This is a genomic window from Candidatus Poriferisodalis sp., from assembly GCF_965198245.1.
In the GTDB taxonomy this organism is placed as follows: Bacteria; Actinomycetota; Acidimicrobiia; order Acidimicrobiales; family Poriferisodalaceae; genus Poriferisodalis.
Genome location: NZ_OZ240249.1, coordinates 1 through 17,940, shown reverse-complemented (window position 1 = coordinate 17,940; position 17,940 = coordinate 1). Strand labels below are relative to the sequence as shown.

Genomic DNA, 17,940 nt, shown 5'->3' with positions numbered 1-17,940 from the left:
AGTCTGGCAGTGCGGTGCACCCATCGTGTTGACTTGGTGCTGACGACAGGGGACGACGATGAGCGACACAGTGCTTGATCGATCGGGGCTTGATCAACCGAGGCTTGATCGACCAGCTCAACCGATCGTCGACGAAGAAACCATCGAGCGGTTTCGCGCCGATGGTGTCGTCGTACTCCGCAATGTTGTCGACGCCGAATGGGTGGAGCGACTGCGCGAGGGCGTCGCGCAGGAGATGGCGAACCCGAGTCCGACTGCACACGCCTATGAGTCGACCGGTTTCTTCGGTGGGCTGGACCTGTGGCGGTTCCGTTCGGTGTTCGAAGAGTTCGTTCTCCGCTCGCGTTTGGGCGAGTACGCGTCGGCCATGTTCGGCTCGCCGACGGTGCGCATGTACTACGACCAGCTCTTCGTCAAGGCACCTGGCGCGAGCCAGCCGGTGCCGTGGCACAACGACCAGCCTTACTGGCCGATCTCGGGACGCCAGGTGATGTCGTTCTGGATCGCCCTCGACGAGGTAGACGCCACCAGCGGCCGGGTCGAGTACGTGCGGGGTTCGCATGCCTGGGACCGCTGGTTCCAGCCCCGCACCTTCGCACCGACCAACGCTCACGACTACACGCAGAACCCTGACTACGAGCCCGCGCCCGATGTCGAGGCTGACCGCGACGCCTACGACATCGTGTCGTTCGATCTTCAGCCGGGTGACGCCATCGCGTTCTGGGCGATGATCCTGCACGGTTCGCGGGGCAACTCGAACCCCGGCCGCGCCCGCCGGGGCTACGCCGTGCGCTACATCGGCGACGACGTCCGCTACGACCCCCGCATCGGCACGGCCGACGCGCTGCACTATGCCGAGCTGGAACCCGGCGCGCCGATGGCGACCGACCACTACCCGGTCGTCTGGCCCCGCCCGGTCTGAGCGGCCACGCCGTCAGTCCGACGGCGCTCGGCGAGCCGCCGGATTCCACCCCTTCCACGAACTGAACAGGAGCTCTCGTGCACAAACACGCTTCGACCGCCCAGATTGACGCCGTTGCGGAAGGCGACCCCGACGAGCCGGTCGTGATGCTCAATCTGTTGCGCTACCGCGAGACCGCAGAATCGGGCTATGGCGTCGACGGCATGTCCGGCGAGGACGCCTACCGGGAATACGGACGCCGCTTTGCCGAGCTGCACCCACGCTTCGGTGGCGAGCCGATCTGGATGGGGCATGCCGGGCACACGGCGATCGGCCCGAACTCGGAGCAGTGGGACATTGCCATCCTGGTTCGCTATCCCACGCGCGTCCAGTTCGTTGCGATGTTCCGCGACCCTGACTACTTGGCCATCGCGCCTATCCGCGCGGCAGCGCTGGAAGATTCCCGCATCATCGAGACCACCCAGCTTCTGCCAAGGGTCTGAGCGCGACGGCAGCTCCGCCGACCCTGGGCTGTCAGCCGATGCGGACTGCTACGCGTTGACTAGAGCGCTGTTGTGGCTGCCGATGGTGCCGGACTGCATCGTCACGGCGACCTGAAGCACCGCGTCGCTGCCGCCGGCGAAGTTCTCACCGAGACTATCACTCATGGCGAACATATCGATCCCCTTGGCCCCGTAATCACGGGTATGAGGCCGAAATGAGTGCGGGCGCGATGCCGCTCAGCATGTCCGCGGGCACGCGTTGCTCACAGGGTCCAGAATGACGAAATGGACGATGCGAATGAAGCGACGAGCAGTGCACTGACACCGTCCGACGAGACGCTGATCGACCGATTGGGGGCTCGCGGCATCGAGCCGATGGAACCGATCATCGCCAGCGTCGCCGTGGTGGCCCCGCCTGCCGACGTCTGGGCGGCCATCAGCGAGTCCGGCAACCTCACCAACATTCACCCGTTCTGCGAGCGCAATGAGGTGAAGCGCTGGGACGGTACACGCAGCCGCGATCACGTCTACTACTACAGCGGCGTTCACTACCAGCGCGAGTTCCTCGACTGGTTCGACGGCGCCGGTTACGACCTGGTGCTCGGCCCGCCACAAGCCCGCACTGCGCTCGTCCGTTGGCGCATGACCGAGCCGGCGCAGAGTAGGACGTCGGCGGACAGCGCCGGATCACCCGGGTGCGAGTTCACCATCAAGGTCGTGGCACTGCTGCGCGACGACGTGCCGGCCGCTGAGCGAGACCACTATGCCGAGCACATGATCCGGCGAGCGCTGCCGTCATATCTCGACTCGGTCGTGCGCGGCACGGCGTTCTATGCCGAGACCGGCACACCCGTCACGAAGAACCAGTTCGGCACCCACCCCATCTACTCGCCAGCCGACTGATTGCGCCGGTGCCCCGCAGCGCCACCAAACCGACCCGCGCCGAGAACGCGCCGGCCAACGCTGAGCGAAGCCGAGAGGGGACTACTAAGTTCGCCCGGCATGGGTGAATTCTGTTATTCGGAACGCGACGGGCACCTGTTCGTCGTGACGATCAACCGGCCGGAGCGGATGAATGCACTGCACCCGCCGGGCAATGCCGAGATGTCGGACCAGTTCGACGAATTCCAGAACGACCCGGATCTCTGGGTCGCGATTGTGACCGGCGAGGGTGACCGGGCGTTCTGCGCAGGCAATGACTTGAGGTACCAGGCCGAGGGTGGTGATCGTTCGGCTATGCCGTCGTCGGGTTTCGGCGGATTGACGTCGCGCTGGGACCTCGACAAGCCAGTGATCGGAGCCGTGAACGGCGTAGCGATGGGCGGCGGCTTCGAGATCGCGCTGGCCTGCGACATCATCGTCGCATCGGAGAACGCGCTGCTGGCGTTGCCAGAGCCGAAGGTCGGTCTCGCTGCGCTTGCGGGTGGCGTTCACCGGCTGCCGCGACATATCGGGCTGAAGCGGGCCATGAGCATGATGCTGACCGGCCGCCACGTGCCCGCAGCTGAGGCTAAGGAGTTGGGCATCGTCGCCGAGGTGGTCCCCCAAGGCGAGGCGTTGGCATGCGCCCGCCGCTGGGCCGAGATGATCCTCGAGTGCTCGCCGATGTCCATCCGCGCGACCAAGCAGGCCGCGATGCAGGGCCTCAACGAGGCCAGCGTGCGAGCCGCGCATGAAGGCCGGTACGAGGCGGTGCGAGCCATGAACAGCAGCGCCGACTACATCGAGGGCCCGCGCGCATTCTCCGAGAAGCGCCCACCCCAGTGGCAGGGCCGCTAGCGGATGTTCGCAGGCCTGGGCCGAGTCAATTGACGCCGGGCACCCAGCTCGTGCCGGCCAGCGGCACCTTGGCCATGGCGGCAGCCTCGACTGTGAGCGCAGCGAGGTCTTCGGGTTCCAGGTTCAGGACGTGGGACTTGCCGTTCGCGCGGGCCAGGATCTGCGTCTCGATAGTGAGCACCTGCAAGTAGTTGGCCAGGCGCCGCCCGGCCAGCACCGGGTCGAGCCGGGCCGACAGCTCAGGGTCTTGGGTGGTGATGCCGGCCGGGTCGGTGCCGGCTTGGAAGTCCTCCCAGAAGCCAGCTGAGGTTCCTAGCGCCTGGTATTCGGCTTCATAGGCGGGGTCGTTGTCGCCGATGGCGATCAGTGCAGCAGTGCCGATTGACGCAGCGTCGGCGCCCAGCGCCAGTGCCTTCGCCACATCCGCGCCCGAGCGGAAGCCGCCTGCTGCGATGAGCTTCACCTCACGGCGGTGAACGCCGAGCTCGCGCAGGGCCCGTACGGCTTCGGGAATCGCAGCGACCGTCGGGATGCCGACGTGCTCGATGAACACGTCCTGTGTCGCGGCGGTGCCGCCCTGCATGCCGTCGACCACCACCGCGTCCGCGCCGGCCTTCACCGCCAGCGCTGTGTCGTAGTAGGGGCGGGCCGCGCCCACCTTCACGTAGATCGGCACCTTCCAGTCGGTGATCTCGCGCAGCTCGCCGATCTTGATCTCCAGGTCGTCGGGACCGGTCCAGTCAGGATGCCGGCACGCCGAGCGCTGGTCGATCCCGGTGGGCAGGGTGCGCATCTCGGCAACCCGTTCGGTGATCTTCTGGCCGAGCAGCATTCCGCCGCCGCCCGGCTTGACGCCTTGGCCCACCACTACCTCGATGGCGTCCGCCGCTCGCAGATCGTCCGGGTTCATGCCGTAGCGAGACGGCAGGTACTGGTAGACGAGCACCGACGAGTGCTCGCGTTCCTCGGCGGTCATGCCGCCGTCGCCGGTGGTGGTGGAGGTCCCCGCCGCCGACGCGCCCCGGCCGAGCGCTTCTTTGGCTTGGGCCGACAGCGAGCCGAAGCTCATGCCGGCGATGGTGACCGGGATCTTCAGGTGCACTGGCCGCTCGGCCCGGTCCTCGCCGATCACCACATCGGTGCCGCAGGCCTCGCGGTATCCCTCCAGCGGGTAGCGCGACATCGACGCCCCGAGGAACACGAGGTCGTCGAGGGTGGGCAGGTGGCGCTTGGCCCCCCATCCCCGGATGCGGTAGATGCCGGTGTTGGCAGCCCGACGGATCTCGGCGATCACGTTGCGGTCGAACGTGTACGACTCGCGCAGGTGCCAGTAGTCAGGGTCAGTGTTGGCGAGAGGCGCCGAGTTGCCGGTCGGTGTGGGGCCGCCGTTCGGTGTCCCAGCCGGTGTCCCAGTCATCGGATGGCCGTCGCCGTGCCGGCTGCGGCGGCCGCATGCAGTGCGTCCACGTCGTCGATGATGAAGTTGTAAAGGCGCCGGGCCGAGCCGTAGCGGCGAAAGTCGCCGGCGTTAGCCCCATCGGTCGCCCCGCCAGCCGCGGCCAGCAGCCGGGCCAGCGTGTCGAGATGTTCGGGCCGCATCTCCTTGGGTACACAGTCCGCGCCCAGCGACTCCACGTCGCCCCGTACAAAGATCTGCGCCTCGTAGATGGAGTCGCCCAAGTCCGCCGCAGCATCGCCACACACCACCAGGTTCCCGGCTTGGGCCATGAACGCACTCATGTGGCCGACGTTGCCGCCTACCACGATGTCGACGCCCTTCATGGAGATGCCACACCGGGCGCCCGCATTGCCCCCCACAACCAGGAGGCCACCGCAGCCCGTCGCGCCCGCTGACATGGTGGCGTTGCCGGTGATGCGCACCACCCCGGACATAATGTTCTCGGCCAGCCCAGTGCTGGCATTGCCCTCCACCAGGATCCGGCCGCGCTGGTGCATGCCAGCGCAGTAGTAGCCCACCGAGCCGCGCACCACTACGTCGATCGCGGCAGCGATGCCGCACGCAACCGCATGGGCGCCGCGGGGATTGACAATCTTGAAGGACTCTCCGTCGGGGGCGTTGTGCAGTGCCTGATTGAGTTCTCGCCGGCTCACCTCGGCGAGATCGAAGACGCGCGCGGCCCCGCTCATGCCGCCCGGCCCCTCACGCCGCCAGACTCCACGCGTAGATGCGGGCCGGCTCCGGCTCCCATATTTCGGCATCGGTCGCGCCGGGCAGGCGCGCAATGGCTCGGTACTCCGACGACATGGCCACCCAGTCGTCCGTCTCGGCCACCACCGCAGGCTTGCAGGCGATGGGGTCGCGCAGGATGGCGAATCCGTCGGCCACGCCAATCGCAAACGTGTAGAAGCCGTCCAGGTCGCCCAGCGCACCCTCAAGTGCCTCGGAAATGGTGTTGCCCGAGCGCATCCGCCACGACAGGTAGCCGGCCGCCACCTCGGAGTCGTTCTCGGTCTGGAACGATTCGCCCTGGGCCTCCAGGAATCGCCGCAACCGGTTGTGGTTCGACAGCGATCCGTTGTGCACCAGGCAGGTGTCTGCGCCGGTGACGAACGGGTGCGAGCCGTTGGTGGTCACCGCCGACTCGGTGGCCATGCGGGTGTGGGCCAAGGCATGGGTGCCGGTGCGCCCGGCAAGGTCGTAACGCTCGGCCACCAGGTGCGGGTCGCCCACCGCCTTGTACAGCTCGATCTGGTCGCCGTAGCTCAGCACCGACGCGCCCGCCACGTTGTCGATGATCCATTGGCGGACGGTGCGGCCATCGCCGCCAGTGGTGAACACGGCGTGGTCGTGCACCGCCCGTACCGTCACCTCAGCGTCCAGCACCACTTCCAGCGCGGCCGCAACCGGGCCCCAGTCCACCTCGCGCCCCTCGGCCAGCACGGTGACACGGGTGCGACCGTCGGTGCCCGGGTCGTAGACGGCGAACCCGGCACTGTCGGGGCCGCGGTCGCGCATTTCCCGCAGCATCACTGCCGTGAGCCGGCCCAGCTCGTGCCGGTGGGTCTCGGTTTTGCAGAACAGGCCCACGATGCCGCACATGGCGCTCCTCCGCCCGACGGTCCTCGTCGCCGTCAGTCCAGCCCCGAACCGTAGCGCCCAGCCAAATTCGGCCACGCCGTTGAGTACTGTCGGCGGCGGGACAGCGCTCAGGTCGGGCCGATGAGGGTTCGGACAGTGAGGGCACGATCACAGGGGGAACGCCATGAGCAACGGCACTGACGCAGTCGACGAGATCCGCAGCCGAGCCGAGGCCGAGGGCGTGGAGTTCATCTACGCCATGTTCGTGGAGATGCACGGAAAGCCGTGCGCCAAGCTGGTGCCGATCAGCGCCTTGGACGGTCTGATGAGCGACGGAGCCGGCTTTGCAGGCTTTGCGGCTGGCCCGATGGGCCAGGACCCCTCCAGCCCCGACATCCTGGCCCTGCCCGATCCGTCCTCGTATACACAGTTGCCATGGCAGCCGAACGTGGCCGCAATGCAGTGCGATCCCACCGTGGAGGGCGAGCTGTGGCCATATTCGCCCCGGGTGATCCTGCGCCGGGCGCTTGAAGCGGCGGCCGAGCGCAACCTCGTGCTGAAGTGCGGCGTGGAGGCCGAGTACTCGCTGGTGGTGCGCAACGACGACGGCTCCATCTCGGTGGCCGACGAACGCGACAACATGACGCTGCCGTGCTACGACGCCAAGGGCCTCACCCGAATGCTGCCGCACCTGGTGGCGGTGTCGAAGAACCTCGACGCCATGGGCTGGGGCAACTACGCCAACGACCACGAGGACGCCAACGGCCAGTACGAACAGAACTGGCTGTACTCCGACGCGCTCACCACTGCCGATCGGCTGATCCTGTTCCGGCTGATGGTGCACACCCTGGCTCAGCGCGATGGCCGCTACGCCACGTTTATGCCTAAGCCCTTTGCTGACAAGACCGGCAACGGGCTGCACACCCATCTGAGCCTGTGGACTGCCGACACGGACGAGCCTCTGTTCATCGGCGGCAGTGGCGGCGGGCCCGACACCAAGGGACTGGGCCTGAGCGACCTCGCCTACAAGTTCGTGGGCGGGATCACCCGCCACGCCCGCTCGCTGGTGGCGGTGGTCTGCCCGATCGTCAACTCCTACAAGCGCATGGGGGTGGGCGCACCCACCTCAGGAGCCACCTGGGCACCGGCGTACGCGGCGTACGGCGGAAACAACCGCACGCAGATGATCCGCATCCCCGAGCCCGACCGGATCGAGATACGTCTGGGCGACGGCGCCGCCAACCCGTACCTGATGTTCGCGACGTACCTGGCCTGCGGGCTCGACGGCATCGACAACGACATCGACCCGGGCGATCCGAACACCGACAACCTGCATGCCCTGTCTGCCGAAGAGGTGTCAGCCAAGGGGATCGAGGTGCTGCCGCCCACCCTGCTGCACGCCGCCGAGGAACTCGCTTCCTGTGACGTCATCGGCGCCGGGCTGGGGGACACCGCCGAGGGTCCTTATCGCGACTACTTCGTGAAGGTAAAGAAGGACGAGTTCCTTGCTCACCACAGCGTGGTCACCGCTGGCGAGGTCGACCAGTACCTCACGCTGTTCTGAGGGGAGAGCCATGAGCGCAACAGATATGGCGGCAGAACGGGCTACCGAGCGCGCTGTCGCGGTCGCAGACGCGATGGACGACATCGCCAAGATCGACGCGCACGGCCGTGAGCACGGCGGTATCGACCGTGGCGGGGTTGAGCGCATCCGCGAACGGCTGCTGCAGCTGGCCGAGCGCGACGACCTGTTCCCGCTCGAGGACTTCCCGCCGCCGACCGAGGGGCGCAGCACCCGCATGTACCGGATCGCACAGAACGACGACGACGAGCTGGCGCTGTATGTGCAAAGCGTGCGCGACGGCACCGCCGCGCCGCCGCACGAGCACACCACGTGGGCGGTGATCGTGGGCATGCGCGGCCAGGAGCTGAACCGCTTCTACGACCGGTGCGCCGGCGAGGGAGAACCGCAGGCCGTCCGTGAGGTCATGGTCGAACGCTGCACCGGCGTGGCAATGCTGGGCCACGATCTGCACTCGATCCATATCGAGGGCGCGTCGACCAACTTCCACTGCTACGGCTTGGCGCTGGAACGGCTCAAGGGGCGACGGTTCTGGCACGCCGACCAGGGCGAGTGGCGTGAGTACTACGACGTGGGTCACATCGTCGAAGCCCGCCCGAGCCATCGGTCGACCGCCGTTGCCTGAGGTACGCATGCGCCCTGGCGCAGCCCCGACCCGGAGAACTTGATGGCTGACGTCCGCGCCGTGACGGCGGCTGAGCTGATGGAGCGGCACCGCGGGTTGCTGCGCCGCGACGGCACTGAGTTGGCGCTGGTGGATGCCCGCGAGCCCACGGAGTTCACCCGCCGGCACCTGCTCTATGCCGCGAACCTGCCGCTGAGCCATGTGGGGCTCGAAGTTGCGGCGCGCATCGGACGGCCAGGTACATCGGTCGTGGTGTGCGACGACGGTGGGGGAGAGGCCGCGGCGGCGGCGCTGGAGCTCACCGTGCTCGGTTACACCGACACCGCGGTGCTCGACGGCGGCATCGACGCCTGGGCGGCTGCAGGTGGCGAGCTGTACTCGGGCATCAACGTGCCGTCGAAGCTGTTCGGCGAGTTGGTCGAAGGACACTTCGGCACTCCGCATGTGACCGCTGAGGAGCTCTCGGGCTGGCTGGTCGACGGTCGGGACTTGGTGGTGGTGGATTCGCGCACCCGCCGGGAGTTCAACCGCATGAGCATCCCGACCGGCCGGTCGTGCCCGGGCGGCGAATTGGTGCGCCGGGTCCACGAACTGGTCGACGACGGCACCACGGTGGTTGTGAATTGCGCCGGGCGGACCCGCAGCATCATGGGAGCGCAATCGCTGCGCTCGGCTGGGCTGGAGCGAGTCGTGGCGTTGAAGGACGGCACCATGGGATGGGAGCTGGCTGGGCTGCAGCTGGAGCATGGCTGCGACGAGTTGGTTCCCGAGCCGGGCGTTGGCGGGCGACAGCAGGCGCTCGCAGCGGCTGGGGCAGTGGCCGAACGGTGCGGCGTGCGCACGATTGACCGCGACCAGCTGGGGGTCTGGCTGGCCGAGAGCGACCGCACGACGTACTTCATGGATGTACGCACACCCGGGGACTACGCCGCCGGGCACCTGGCGGGAGCGCTGTGCGCACCGGGCGGCCAACTCGTCCAGGCCACCGATGAGTACCTGGTGACCCGAGGGGCGCGGGTGGTATTGGCTGACCACGACGGCATCGGCGCCACCATGTCGGCCTCGTGGCTCATCCAGATGGGCTGGGACGCCTGGGTGCTCGAGCCCGATTGGCTGGACGAGCCAGGGTTGGTGACCGGCAGCAACGACGACGCTGAAGCAGCGCGCCGCTCACGTCAGCCGCCGCTGCCCTACGACCCCGAAGACGCCGAAGTGGCCCGAGCCGCCATGCAGGCCTACCTCGACTGGGAAGTGGCCCTGCCCGACCAGTACGCCCGCGACGACCTGGTCGAATTCCGTTTCTGTTCGTGATCCGTCCGCGTCTACGCTGGCGTCATCGCGCGATGCGAGCGGGACGGCCCCGGGCGCACGGCTCTATGAGATAGCCCGGGTCCGTCCCGCCGATCGCGCAACGTAGTTCTTGCGCACTATTGGTGAATCTCGATTTATTTCGAGCTACCCCAAACAGCGGCGGCTCTTATAGACCCGCGTAGCGCTGGATGGTCTCGGCCCACGAGCTGGCGTCGTCGGGCGTGGCGATCACGGTCTGCAGACCGGCCATTGGTGACACCGGCACCGCGATCCGGCTGACCCCCCGACGGGCGAGTTCCGGTATCTCATCGAGGTCCGCAGGCACTGACACCGTGATCTCCAGCGCATCGGGATCCCGTCCGTGCTCTACGGCGGTCTGGCGGGCCAAGTCGATGAGGTCCCAGGGCGCACCGCGGGCGGGGAAGTAGCCGTCACCGAGCCGCCCCGCCCGTCGCGCAGCAACTTTGGAATCGCCGCCCACGATGATCGGCACCGAGCCGTTCACCGGCTGCGGCCGGCAGTACGCGGCATCGAAGTTCACGAACTCACCCCCGAATGTGGGCCGGTCGGCCGACCACAGCTCTCGCATCGCGGCCACGTACTCGTCGGTGCGCCGTCCGCGGTCGTCAAAGTGATCGCCGACGCCGATGGCTTCGAATTCCTCGCGCATCCATCCCACACCGATGCCCAGCAGGACCCGGCCGCCGGACATGTGGTCGAGCGTGGCGATCTGCTTGGCGCACACCACCGGACTGTGCTGGGGCACGATCAGGATGCCGGTGGCGAAGTTGATGGTGGACGTGATCACCGGCCATGTAGGCCATCCACATCAGCGGATCGGGCAGCAGCAGGTCCTCCACGCCGCCGGCCATCTTGCCGTCAGGGCTGTAGGGGTACTGCGACTGGTAGCCCGACGGAATCACGGTGTGCTCCACCGTCCACGCCGACTCGAATCCGGCGGCCTCGCCGGCCTGCACGAGCTCGGTGGCAAGCGCTGTGTCCATGGCGAACTTGCCGGTGTTGCAATACCTGAGCCCGAAACTTCATGCCACTTGTCCCTTCGATGCAGGCCCATCGCTGGGCGCCGAGTCCGCAGTCTCGCGCGCAACCCCGCTCGCCGACCGCTCAACCACTTCCTTCCGGGGCCACGCGGGCCACGGCTTCGCCCATCGGTTCAGCCTCGTGCCCGCAGCGACCGGTGCGGTGTCCCGATCCAATACCGTGCCCTCGTCGCCCGCACCGGGTTCACTGCGCTCACCCGGCCGGCCTTGGAGCACCCATGCCGTTCTTGCCACACGTCTCGGACATCTTCGATCCCTCACGATGGGATGACGTCGACGGTTTCGATTTCACCGACATCACGTACCACCGCAGCACCGAGCAGGGCACAGTTCGCATCGCGTTCGACCGGCCCGATGTGCGCAACGCGTTCCGGCCTCACACGGTCGACGAGCTGTACCGGGCGCTCGACCATGCCCGCATGACGCCCGATGTGGGCTGCATCCTGCTGACCGGGAACGGTCCGGCGCCGGCCGACGGGGGTTGGTCGTTCTGTTCGGGAGGCGACCAGCGCATCCGCGGCCGGGACGGGTATCGCTACGCCGACGGCGAGACCGCTGCTGACATTGATCCGGCCCGCACCGGGCGCCTGCACATCCTGGAGTGCCAGCGCCTCATCCGGATGATGCCCAAGGTCGTGATCTGCGTGGCGAGCGGCTGGGCGGCAGGCGGCGGCCACAGCCTGCACGTCGTCTGCGACCTGACCATCGCCTCGGCCGAGCACGCTCGCTTCCGCCAGACCGACACCAACGTGGCCAGCTTCGACGGCGGCTTCGGCTCGGCCTACCTGGCCCGCCAGATCGGCCAGAAGAAGGCCCGGGAGATCTTCTTCCTCGGCCGCACCTACACCGCCCAGGAGCGTTTCGACATGGGCGATGTGAACGCGGTGGTGCCCCACGCCGAACTGGAGTCGGTGGCGCTGGAGTGGGCGGCCGAGATCGTCTCCCGTTCGCCGACGGCTCAGCGGATGGCCAAGTTCGCGCTCAACCTCATCGACGACGGGCTCATCGGCCAGCAGGTGTTCGCGGGGGAGGCCACCCGGCTGGCCTACGGCACCGACGAAGCCGCCGAGGGCCGTGATGCCTTCCTGGAGAAGCGGGACCCCGAATTCGAGCAGTTCCCCTGGCACTTCTAGGCTGGCAGCGGTCAGAGTTCACCATGTACGAACAAGCGCGCGCTATAACTCGTGATGTGCCGTCAATTGTCACCGCGCTGGCGGTTCTACACGCAACTGCAATTCGTGGCCGCCTATGCTGCGCCGCCGCCTGCCTCAATTTGGGCGGGATCGGCATGACCCGAGGACTGCGATGATGACTCAGCAGATGCCCGAAGCGTTTGTGCCGGTGCTGACAATGCTCCACGAAGCTTCACAGGAGAGCTACGAGGCGCTGCGCGCGGCTGTTGAGGTGCTCGGCAAACCATCGGGCATCGGCGATTTCGCTGATCAGGCAAGCCAGTTAACTGAGATGACAGGCGATGAAGCACAAGCGTTACTGTCGATGCTGCTGTCGACCGTCGCGCGTGCTGAGACGAGCGACTTCGAACTGGACGACCTCATTGACGAGATGGTCGCGTCGGAGAAACTCGCTCTCGAAGGTGATGACCAGCAGCGTCTCGCTGAGAGAGTGCTCCGTCTGGCTGATCGAAGGTCGACCCGCGTCCTGCACAAGAGTCTGGAACTGATGCACGAGCATCACAGTGTTTTCTTGGACGCCCGGATTGTGACCGATATTCGGCCTGTCTTTGGTGGTGACGTATCCGAGGGAATGGATGCGGTTGTGCTGACGCATTCACTCAAGGTTGACTTTGTGCAGGAAGGCCGACGCAAGAGCTTTCATACTGCACTTGACCAATCTGATCTTCGCGTCCTGAAGGACGTGCTTGAGCGAGCGATCGACAAGGCCACATCCCTGAGGGAGTCACTGGAGTCCGCCGGGCTCTCGAATCTCACACTGGAGGCGTGATGGCGCTGGTACAAGCCGAGAAAATCTACGCTCCTCGAGTCCTGAGCGATCAGGAAGAGAACATCCGAGACGACAGCGGTTGGTCGATCGCATCGCGGGACTCAACTCGAAAGCTGCCGATTTACCTTGGTGAGTTCATCCATGAACCGCGAATCAAAGCCGGATTCGACTTCTTCCGAACGGTGAATTCGCCGCGTATAGCTGCGGCGACACTCGCGGCCGAGCGTACGCGGGGCAGCCTGCAGTCACATGCCGACTTCGCAGGCTTGTTGCTTATCGAGAAGGCGCTTCGCCATCGCTGTCAGCGCGGAATCGGCGTCGATCGGCAACACGAGGAACTTGGTCAGCAAGAGGACCCAGGTCTCCGCAAGGCCCTTGATCGGCACATACGGAATCAGCTCGTTTCGATCGCCTCGCACAGCGCTCAGATGTTGGGACGACCCCGACGTCTTGGAAGTCACGCGGAGACTGATCGACAGACTCAGCGTGCTGCTTGACGAGTCCGAGCAAGTGCTCGCGGCCCCGGCACGTCTAAGAGCCGCTGTGCGCCGCCAAGTGCTGGAAGAGCCGATGTTCAGCGAAGACGAAGTCGTTGAGGCCGGCCGTGTCCGGCTGGACATCCGAGACATCGACACATGGCGTGCCGACTCGATGCTGCTGGCGTTGCCCACCGGCGACGGATATCTGTACCCGCAATTCCAATTTGATCAAGACGGCTCTCTCTATGAGGTGGTGCAGCGAGTCAATCAGCACTTGAGGGCAGCAGATGACCCTTGGGGCGTCGCCTCATGGTGGTTCTCAGAGCACGTCCGATTGGGAGGCCGTCCGGCCGACCTAATGCGCACGGCCGTAACCGTCGGCGAGGGCGTGGATTCCTCCGATGATGGGGCTCGCCGTCGAGCCGCTGCTCTGTTTGCGGCGGCGCAGGCGATGACCGGTCCGGTCCGATAGCTGCGCTGACGGGTCGCCAGGTTTTCGCGGCAACCGGCGGAACTCGTACCGATGGGTTCCGCCCAGACACCGCGCACGCAGTCGCTCCCAGCACCGCCGAGTCAATTCAACGGCGCTCCGAATCGTCTCCCGCTGTTGGCCGGAACTCCGCTTTGGCGCGTACACGACGAGGAATACCCTGCCGATGGGTTCAATCCGAATTCGGTTGCCCAAGGCCTAGAGGGCGAGTTTGAGGGAGGCCGCTTCGACTCCACAACGGAGGACCCATACCCGTTTCTCTACGCTGCCGGAGACGACAGTACTTCAGTCGCTGAGAAACTACTTCGAGATCTGCCAGCCGACGAATCCGGAATGCGCGAACTGCCCTCCCAGGCTGTTGCCGGCTTGTGCGTCAGCCGGATCAACGTTGAATCAGATCTTGAGTTAGTCAGCCTACGTTCTGGTCGTGACCTTGCCGCCGTCGGGATTGACACCCGCTTGACCGTCGGGCCATCAACTGAGTACCCCGTGACGCGCAAGTGGTCCGCGGCGATCCGCGAGTGGGCCACTTGGGCACAGGGACTCACATGGCGCTCAGGTCGGGAGCCCGACGGCTTCGCGTTTGTCTTCTTTGGCGACCGCATTCGCTCGGGCGAGATCGGGGCAACGGCGGACTCGGTATGCGGTGCAGACGCATTCGATCTCATCACGCTGATCCTGTCGTCGTACAACGTTGCAGTGCGTGATCAGACGTGACCGCAGCTCGATCCGAATCGCCTCACTTTGGGCGTAGACGCTGCATCAGCGTGACATCGAGCCAGCGGCCGAACTTGCGACCCGACTTCTCGCTCCACGCCGATGAGCTCGAAACCGTGCTTGGCGTGCAGCGCTACTGATGCCGGGCCGGCGTCGGCGATGCGCGCGAAGATTGCGTGAAACCCGTGCTCGTCGGCGAGGGCGACGAGGCTGCCGAGCAGCAGGTCGCCCACGCCGCGCCCCTGGTGATCGCGATGGACGTAGACGGAGTCCTCGACGCTGGTCGAGTACGCCGGCCGAGTCCGGTACGGCGACAGGCACGCCCAGCCCAGCACCGTGTCGTCAGCTGTTGTGTCGTCAGTTGTCTCGGGGACCGCCACGATGCACGGGTAGGCGCCCGAATGGTCTCGCATCCAGGCCGTCTGCTCGGCAGCCGTGCGGGGGACCATGTCGAACGTCGCAGTGCCCTCGGCGACCTCGCGGTTGTAGATCTCCGCGATCGCATCGGCATCGGCCATCGTGGCCAGCCGGATTCGCATGGCAGCGAAGCTATCGGGGGTCCACAGCTACACTCCGGACCCCACAAACCTCCGCGCACATCGCTCGGGATGCGCACGGACGTCGCCCCGTTAGCTCAGTAGGTAGAGCACAGCCATGGTAAGGCTGGTGTCGCCGGTTCGATTCCGGCACGGGGCTCGCCGCGCGAGGTCCCGGCTAGGGCGCATATCGGTGCTATCAGTAGGCTTCGCAAGACACTTTGGCGGGATAGCTCAGTTGGTCAGAGCGCACGGCTCATAATCGTGAGGTCCCGGGTTCGAGCCCCGGTCCCGCTACCACCGGCAGCGGCGGCCGCTTGCGGTCGCCGCCATGATGCGCAGCATCGTGAGGTCCCGCTGCGCCGCAGCTTCGCTGCGGGCATTGGGCACAGTGAGCCCCGGTCCCGCTACTGGATCTGGACGCGACCCAGATTGCTGCCGGTAGCGTGTTGCGGCGGACATTCGCCCAGAAGGCCCGCACTGAGTGTCACCCGCGCATCGCCAGCGATGCGCCGACGCTGAGGGCAGTAGCTCAATTTGGTAGAGCACCGGTCTCCAAAACCGGCGGTTGCGGGTTCAAGTCCCTCCTGCCCTGCGCTTCCGCCAACCTGTTGACCGTCAGCCGGGCGGACCGAACTATGCCCAAGCCCCTGAAATTCTGAGCCGGAGACCTTCCCGATGGCCATGAACCGACGGACACGCCGTCACCTGCAGCGTCAGGGCGAGATGACGGGTGACGGCGCGCCGGCTTCGAGGCGCGAACGGCGTCAGCCTGCGTCGGCCTCGCCGACCACAGAACGGGCCCGGGCCTGCGCAGTTCGTGGGCGAGGTTCGCTCCGAGCTCAAGAAGGTGATCTGGCCGACCCGCGGCGAGATCGTCAACTACTCGATCGTCGTGTTCATCACCATCGTGATCCTGACCGCGATCATTGCCGGCCTCGATTGGATTCTGGGTGAGGGCGTCCTCCGCCTTTTTGATGTGAACTGACGAAGATCTGAACTGACGAACATGAGTGACCTGACCGATACCTCCGCACAACCCGAGACCGACCCGATGGCAACCGCTCGCCGGTTGCTGAGCTCACAGACGGCCACGACCCTGATGGGGCCGGGCACCGAGACCGCCGAAGCCTCTGAGACCGCAGGACAGCGCCGAGGGAGCCACCGATGAGGCGGGCATCTGCCAACGTGCTCACCGAGGACGAGCTGCTCGCCTCCGCCGACGAGCCCGAGGCGAAGCGTGTCTCGCCCTATGACCAGCCGGGCCGCTGGTTCCGTCGTGCACACCCAGTCGGGCTACGAGAAGAAGGTCAAGCAGAACCTCGAAGCCCGCATCGGCACATTCGACATGGAAGAACAGATCCTCGAGGTCGCGATCCCGATGGAGGACGTGATCGAGTTCAAGGCCGGCCGCAAGGTCCGTCGCCAAGAAGAAGGTCTTTCCCCGGCTACCTGCTCATCCGTTGCCGCCCCAGCGACGAGGCGCACCACATGATCCGCAGCACACCGGGCGTCACCGGGTATGCGGGGCCAGGCGGCAAGCCGTCGCCGCTTCGCCGCAGGGAAGTGGAGGCCTTCCTCGCCGAACCCGAAGACGGGCCCGAGGTGCCGCGCCGCACCAAGCCGTCGATGATCTTCGAAATCAACGAGAGCGTGCGCATCAAGGAAGGTCCGTTCTCGGACTTCCAGGGTCAAGTGATCGAGATCAACGAGGAGCAGCTGAAGGTGAAGGTGTTGGTGAACATCTTCGGCCGCGAGACACCTGTCGAACTCGACTTCATCCAGGTCGCAAAGATCTGAGCCGCGCCAGCGGCCGTCAAAGACCTGAACACCTGCGCAGGCAATTTCCGAGGAGCAACCCATGGCAGACAGCCGAGCAAGGTCCGCGAGGCGCAAGAATGTCGTTGCGGTCGTGAAAATCCAGATTCCCGCCGGGCAGGCTTCGCCAGCACCGCCGGTCGGCACAGCGCTGGGCCCGCACGGCGTGGCAATCATGGACTTCTGCAAGGAGTACAACGCCAAGACCGAGAGCCAGCGCGGCACGATCGTGCCGGTCGAGATCACGATCTTCGAGGATCGGACGTTCACGTTCGTGACCAAGACGCCGCCGACATCGGTACTGCTGCGTCAAGCGGCTGGGCTCGAGAAGGCGGCGAACAATCCCGGTCGGGAGACGGTGGCACAGGTCACCGAGGCGCAGGTCGCCGCGATCGCCACCACGAAGATGCCCGACCTCAACGCCCGTGACCTCGACGCCGCCAAGCTGCAGGTGATCGGCACCGCGCAGTCCATGGGCATCGAAGTCAGCCGGCTGAGGCGAACCACAGGAGACCCCCACATGTCAGGGAAGAAGTACGCCGACACCGTCCGTCGCTTTGACCGGCAGATAATGCACGAGCCGAGCCAAGCAATCGACATGGTGCGGAGCTTCGCCACGGCGAAGTTCGACGAGTCGGTCGAGCTGTCGATCCGGCTCGGCGTCGATCCGCGCAAGGCCGACCAGATGGTTCGGGGCACAGTTGCGCTGCCGTCGGGCACAGGCGGCGATGTGCGAGTTGCAGTGTTCGCGCAAGGTGATGCGGCCGCGGAAGCCTCGCAGGCAGGTGCCGATGTGGTGGGCGGCGCCGATCTGGCGGAGCGTGTGGAGGGCGGCTTCACCGATTTCGACGTGGCGATCGCGACGCCCGACATGATGGGCGTGGTCGGTCGCCTGGGCAAGGTGCTGGGTCCGCGTGGGCTGATGCCGAACCCCAAGTCCGGCACGGTGACCCCCGATGTCGGCAAGGCCGTGGGCGAGTTCAAGGGCGGCAAGATCGAGTACCGCACCGACCGCTACGGCAACGTGCATTTGGCGATCGGCAAGGTCAGCTTCAGCGCCGAGGATCTGAACGCCAATCTTGATGCAGTCATGGACGAACTGGCCCGGGCAAGGCCGGCCAGCGCCAAGGGTCGTT

General features: G+C 66.2%; 21 protein-coding genes, 3 tRNA genes and 1 pseudogene. 19 read left to right on the top strand and 6 right to left on the bottom strand.

Annotation, left to right across the window (positions count from 1 at the left end; genetic code table 11):
- Positions 1–58: 58 nt before the first annotated feature.
- The 4 genes from ACOCMM_RS00125 to ACOCMM_RS00110 all read left to right on the top strand — a co-directional run bounded on the left by ACOCMM_RS00125 (position 59) and on the right by ACOCMM_RS00110 (position 3,183).
- Positions 59–922, top strand: coding sequence for a phytanoyl-CoA dioxygenase family protein (locus ACOCMM_RS00125; RefSeq protein ID WP_419551197.1), 864 nt, complete (start codon positions 59–61; stop codon positions 920–922).
- 77 nt (positions 923–999) lie between these two features.
- The gene (locus tag ACOCMM_RS00120; protein ID WP_419551196.1) at positions 1,000–1,404 is read left to right on the top strand and encodes a DUF1330 domain-containing protein; all 405 of its coding nucleotides are present in this window, start codon (positions 1,000–1,002) and stop codon (positions 1,402–1,404) included.
- 285 nt (positions 1,405–1,689) lie between these two features.
- Positions 1,690–2,307 carry a hypothetical protein gene (locus ACOCMM_RS00115; protein ID WP_419551195.1) on the top strand — a complete coding sequence of 206 codons (618 nt, stop codon included), beginning with the start codon at positions 1,690–1,692 and terminating at the stop codon, positions 2,305–2,307.
- Positions 2,308–2,406: 99 nt separating this feature from the next.
- Positions 2,407–3,183 (top strand): enoyl-CoA hydratase-related protein, encoded by a 777-nt coding sequence (locus tag ACOCMM_RS00110; protein WP_419551194.1) that lies wholly within the window; start codon positions 2,407–2,409, stop codon positions 3,181–3,183.
- A gap of 25 nt (positions 3,184–3,208) precedes the next feature.
- On the opposite strand, the gene ACOCMM_RS00105 is transcribed toward ACOCMM_RS00110, so the two are convergent.
- The 3 genes from ACOCMM_RS00105 to ACOCMM_RS00095 are packed head-to-tail and all read right to left on the bottom strand — an operon-like array spanning position 3,209 to position 6,244.
- On the bottom strand, positions 3,209–4,600 hold the full coding sequence (locus tag ACOCMM_RS00105) for an FMN-binding glutamate synthase family protein (RefSeq protein ID WP_419551193.1): 1,392 nt from the start codon (positions 4,598–4,600) through the stop codon (positions 3,209–3,211).
- Complete coding sequence (locus tag ACOCMM_RS00100; RefSeq protein ID WP_419551192.1) at positions 4,597–5,331, bottom strand: hypothetical protein; 735 nt, start codon at positions 5,329–5,331, stop codon at positions 4,597–4,599. Before ACOCMM_RS00100 ends, ACOCMM_RS00105 begins: the two co-directional genes overlap by 4 nt.
- Positions 5,332–5,344: 13 nt before the next feature.
- Entirely contained in the window at positions 5,345–6,244 is a 900-nt protein-coding gene (locus tag ACOCMM_RS00095) for a hypothetical protein (RefSeq protein ID WP_419551191.1), read from the bottom strand.
- A gap of 163 nt (positions 6,245–6,407) precedes the next feature.
- Here ACOCMM_RS00095 and glnT point away from each other — a divergent pair, with 163 nt between their 5' ends.
- From glnT to ACOCMM_RS00080, 3 genes are read left to right on the top strand one after another with little or no spacing between them, the layout of a single operon-like run.
- Positions 6,408–7,787, top strand: a complete 1,380-nt coding sequence (gene glnT, locus ACOCMM_RS00090; protein ID WP_419551190.1) for a type III glutamate--ammonia ligase — start codon at positions 6,408–6,410, stop codon at positions 7,785–7,787.
- 10 nt (positions 7,788–7,797) lie between these two features.
- Positions 7,798–8,430, top strand: coding sequence for a cysteine dioxygenase (locus ACOCMM_RS00085; RefSeq protein WP_419551189.1), 633 nt, complete (start codon positions 7,798–7,800; stop codon positions 8,428–8,430).
- 42 nt (positions 8,431–8,472) lie between these two features.
- A complete protein-coding gene (locus ACOCMM_RS00080; protein ID WP_419551188.1) occupies positions 8,473–9,741 on the top strand; it encodes a rhodanese-like domain-containing protein in 1,269 nt (422 codons plus the stop codon).
- Between the two features lie 166 nt (positions 9,742–9,907).
- Here ACOCMM_RS00080 and ACOCMM_RS00075 read toward each other — a convergent pair whose 3' ends face one another.
- A complete protein-coding gene (locus ACOCMM_RS00075) occupies positions 9,908–10,549 on the bottom strand; it encodes a TIGR03619 family F420-dependent LLM class oxidoreductase (RefSeq protein WP_419551187.1) in 642 nt (213 codons plus the stop codon).
- A 471-nt stretch (positions 10,550–11,020) separates the two neighbouring features.
- Between ACOCMM_RS00075 and ACOCMM_RS00070 the strand changes: the two genes are divergently transcribed.
- Together ACOCMM_RS00070 and ACOCMM_RS00065 are read left to right on the top strand one after the other, a co-directional pair.
- Positions 11,021–11,935 (top strand): 1,4-dihydroxy-2-naphthoyl-CoA synthase, encoded by a 915-nt coding sequence (locus ACOCMM_RS00070; RefSeq protein ID WP_419551186.1) that lies wholly within the window; start codon positions 11,021–11,023, stop codon positions 11,933–11,935.
- A gap of 172 nt (positions 11,936–12,107) precedes the next feature.
- A complete protein-coding gene (locus ACOCMM_RS00065; protein ID WP_419551185.1) occupies positions 12,108–12,764 on the top strand; it encodes a hypothetical protein in 657 nt (218 codons plus the stop codon).
- A gap of 245 nt (positions 12,765–13,009) precedes the next feature.
- On the opposite strand, the gene ACOCMM_RS00060 is transcribed toward ACOCMM_RS00065, so the two are convergent.
- Complete coding sequence (locus ACOCMM_RS00060; RefSeq protein ID WP_419551184.1) at positions 13,010–13,150, bottom strand: hypothetical protein; 141 nt, start codon at positions 13,148–13,150, stop codon at positions 13,010–13,012.
- A 100-nt stretch (positions 13,151–13,250) separates the two neighbouring features.
- On the opposite strand from ACOCMM_RS00060, the gene ACOCMM_RS00055 reads away from it, so the two are divergent.
- On the top strand, positions 13,251–13,715 hold the full coding sequence (locus ACOCMM_RS00055; protein WP_419551183.1) for a hypothetical protein: 465 nt from the start codon (positions 13,251–13,253) through the stop codon (positions 13,713–13,715).
- A 51-nt stretch (positions 13,716–13,766) separates the two neighbouring features.
- The gene (locus ACOCMM_RS00050) at positions 13,767–14,450 is read left to right on the top strand and encodes an RES family NAD+ phosphorylase (protein ID WP_419551182.1); all 684 of its coding nucleotides are present in this window, start codon (positions 13,767–13,769) and stop codon (positions 14,448–14,450) included.
- Here the strand turns inward: ACOCMM_RS00050 and ACOCMM_RS00045 are convergent.
- Complete coding sequence (locus tag ACOCMM_RS00045; protein WP_419551181.1) at positions 14,441–14,989, bottom strand: N-acetyltransferase family protein; 549 nt, start codon at positions 14,987–14,989, stop codon at positions 14,441–14,443. The two genes, ACOCMM_RS00050 and ACOCMM_RS00045, sit on opposite strands and share 10 nt — an antisense overlap.
- Before the next feature lie 84 nt (positions 14,990–15,073).
- On the opposite strand from ACOCMM_RS00045, the gene ACOCMM_RS00040 reads away from it, so the two are divergent.
- The 8 genes and pseudogenes from ACOCMM_RS00040 to rplA form a co-directional block, all read left to right on the top strand.
- Positions 15,074–15,146, top strand: a tRNA-Thr gene (locus ACOCMM_RS00040).
- Positions 15,147–15,209: 63 nt separating this feature from the next.
- Positions 15,210–15,286, top strand: a tRNA-Met gene (locus tag ACOCMM_RS00035).
- Between the two features lie 221 nt (positions 15,287–15,507).
- Positions 15,508–15,581 (top strand) — tRNA-Trp (locus ACOCMM_RS00030).
- A gap of 138 nt (positions 15,582–15,719) precedes the next feature.
- Complete coding sequence (gene secE / locus ACOCMM_RS00025) at positions 15,720–15,974, top strand: preprotein translocase subunit SecE (RefSeq protein WP_419551180.1); 255 nt, start codon at positions 15,720–15,722, stop codon at positions 15,972–15,974.
- A 21-nt stretch (positions 15,975–15,995) separates the two neighbouring features.
- Entirely contained in the window at positions 15,996–16,157 is a 162-nt protein-coding gene (locus ACOCMM_RS00020) for a hypothetical protein (RefSeq protein ID WP_419551179.1), read from the top strand.
- A gap of 81 nt (positions 16,158–16,238) precedes the next feature.
- A pseudogene (locus ACOCMM_RS00015) lies at positions 16,239–16,504 on the top strand (transcription termination/antitermination NusG family protein); the annotation flags it as partial.
- Positions 16,478–16,786, top strand: coding sequence for a transcription termination/antitermination protein NusG (gene nusG, locus ACOCMM_RS00010; protein WP_419554786.1), 309 nt, complete (start codon positions 16,478–16,480; stop codon positions 16,784–16,786). The pseudogene ACOCMM_RS00015 and the gene nusG, both read left to right, overlap by 27 nt.
- Before the next feature lie 61 nt (positions 16,787–16,847).
- On the top strand, positions 16,848–17,940 hold a 1,093-nt coding region (gene rplA, locus ACOCMM_RS00005; protein WP_419551178.1), incomplete at its 3' end, for a 50S ribosomal protein L1.

Coding starts and splice junctions, on each gene's coding strand:
- ACOCMM_RS00085 (WP_419551189.1), top strand. CDS start 7,798: ATGAGCGCAACAGATATGGCGGCAGAACGGGCTACCGAGCGCGCTGTC.
- ACOCMM_RS00115 (WP_419551195.1), top strand. CDS start 1,690: ATGGACGATGCGAATGAAGCGACGAGCAGTGCACTGACACCGTCCGAC.
- ACOCMM_RS00100 (WP_419551192.1), bottom strand. CDS start 5,331: ATGAGCGGGGCCGCGCGCGTCTTCGATCTCGCCGAGGTGAGCCGGCGA.
- ACOCMM_RS00105 (WP_419551193.1), bottom strand. CDS start 4,600: ATGACTGGGACACCGGCTGGGACACCGAACGGCGGCCCCACACCGACC.
- ACOCMM_RS00020 (WP_419551179.1), top strand. CDS start 15,996: ATGAGTGACCTGACCGATACCTCCGCACAACCCGAGACCGACCCGATG.
- ACOCMM_RS00070 (WP_419551186.1), top strand. CDS start 11,021: ATGCCGTTCTTGCCACACGTCTCGGACATCTTCGATCCCTCACGATGG.
- nusG (WP_419554786.1), top strand. CDS start 16,478: ATGATCCGCAGCACACCGGGCGTCACCGGGTATGCGGGGCCAGGCGGC.
- ACOCMM_RS00095 (WP_419551191.1), bottom strand. CDS start 6,244: ATGTGCGGCATCGTGGGCCTGTTCTGCAAAACCGAGACCCACCGGCAC.
- ACOCMM_RS00065 (WP_419551185.1), top strand. CDS start 12,108: ATGATGACTCAGCAGATGCCCGAAGCGTTTGTGCCGGTGCTGACAATG.
- ACOCMM_RS00125 (WP_419551197.1), top strand. CDS start 59: ATGAGCGACACAGTGCTTGATCGATCGGGGCTTGATCAACCGAGGCTT.
- ACOCMM_RS00080 (WP_419551188.1), top strand. CDS start 8,473: ATGGCTGACGTCCGCGCCGTGACGGCGGCTGAGCTGATGGAGCGGCAC.
- ACOCMM_RS00110 (WP_419551194.1), top strand. CDS start 2,407: ATGGGTGAATTCTGTTATTCGGAACGCGACGGGCACCTGTTCGTCGTG.
- ACOCMM_RS00050 (WP_419551182.1), top strand. CDS start 13,767: ATGGGTTCCGCCCAGACACCGCGCACGCAGTCGCTCCCAGCACCGCCG.
- ACOCMM_RS00045 (WP_419551181.1), bottom strand. CDS start 14,989: ATGCGAATCCGGCTGGCCACGATGGCCGATGCCGATGCGATCGCGGAG.
- glnT (WP_419551190.1), top strand. CDS start 6,408: ATGAGCAACGGCACTGACGCAGTCGACGAGATCCGCAGCCGAGCCGAG.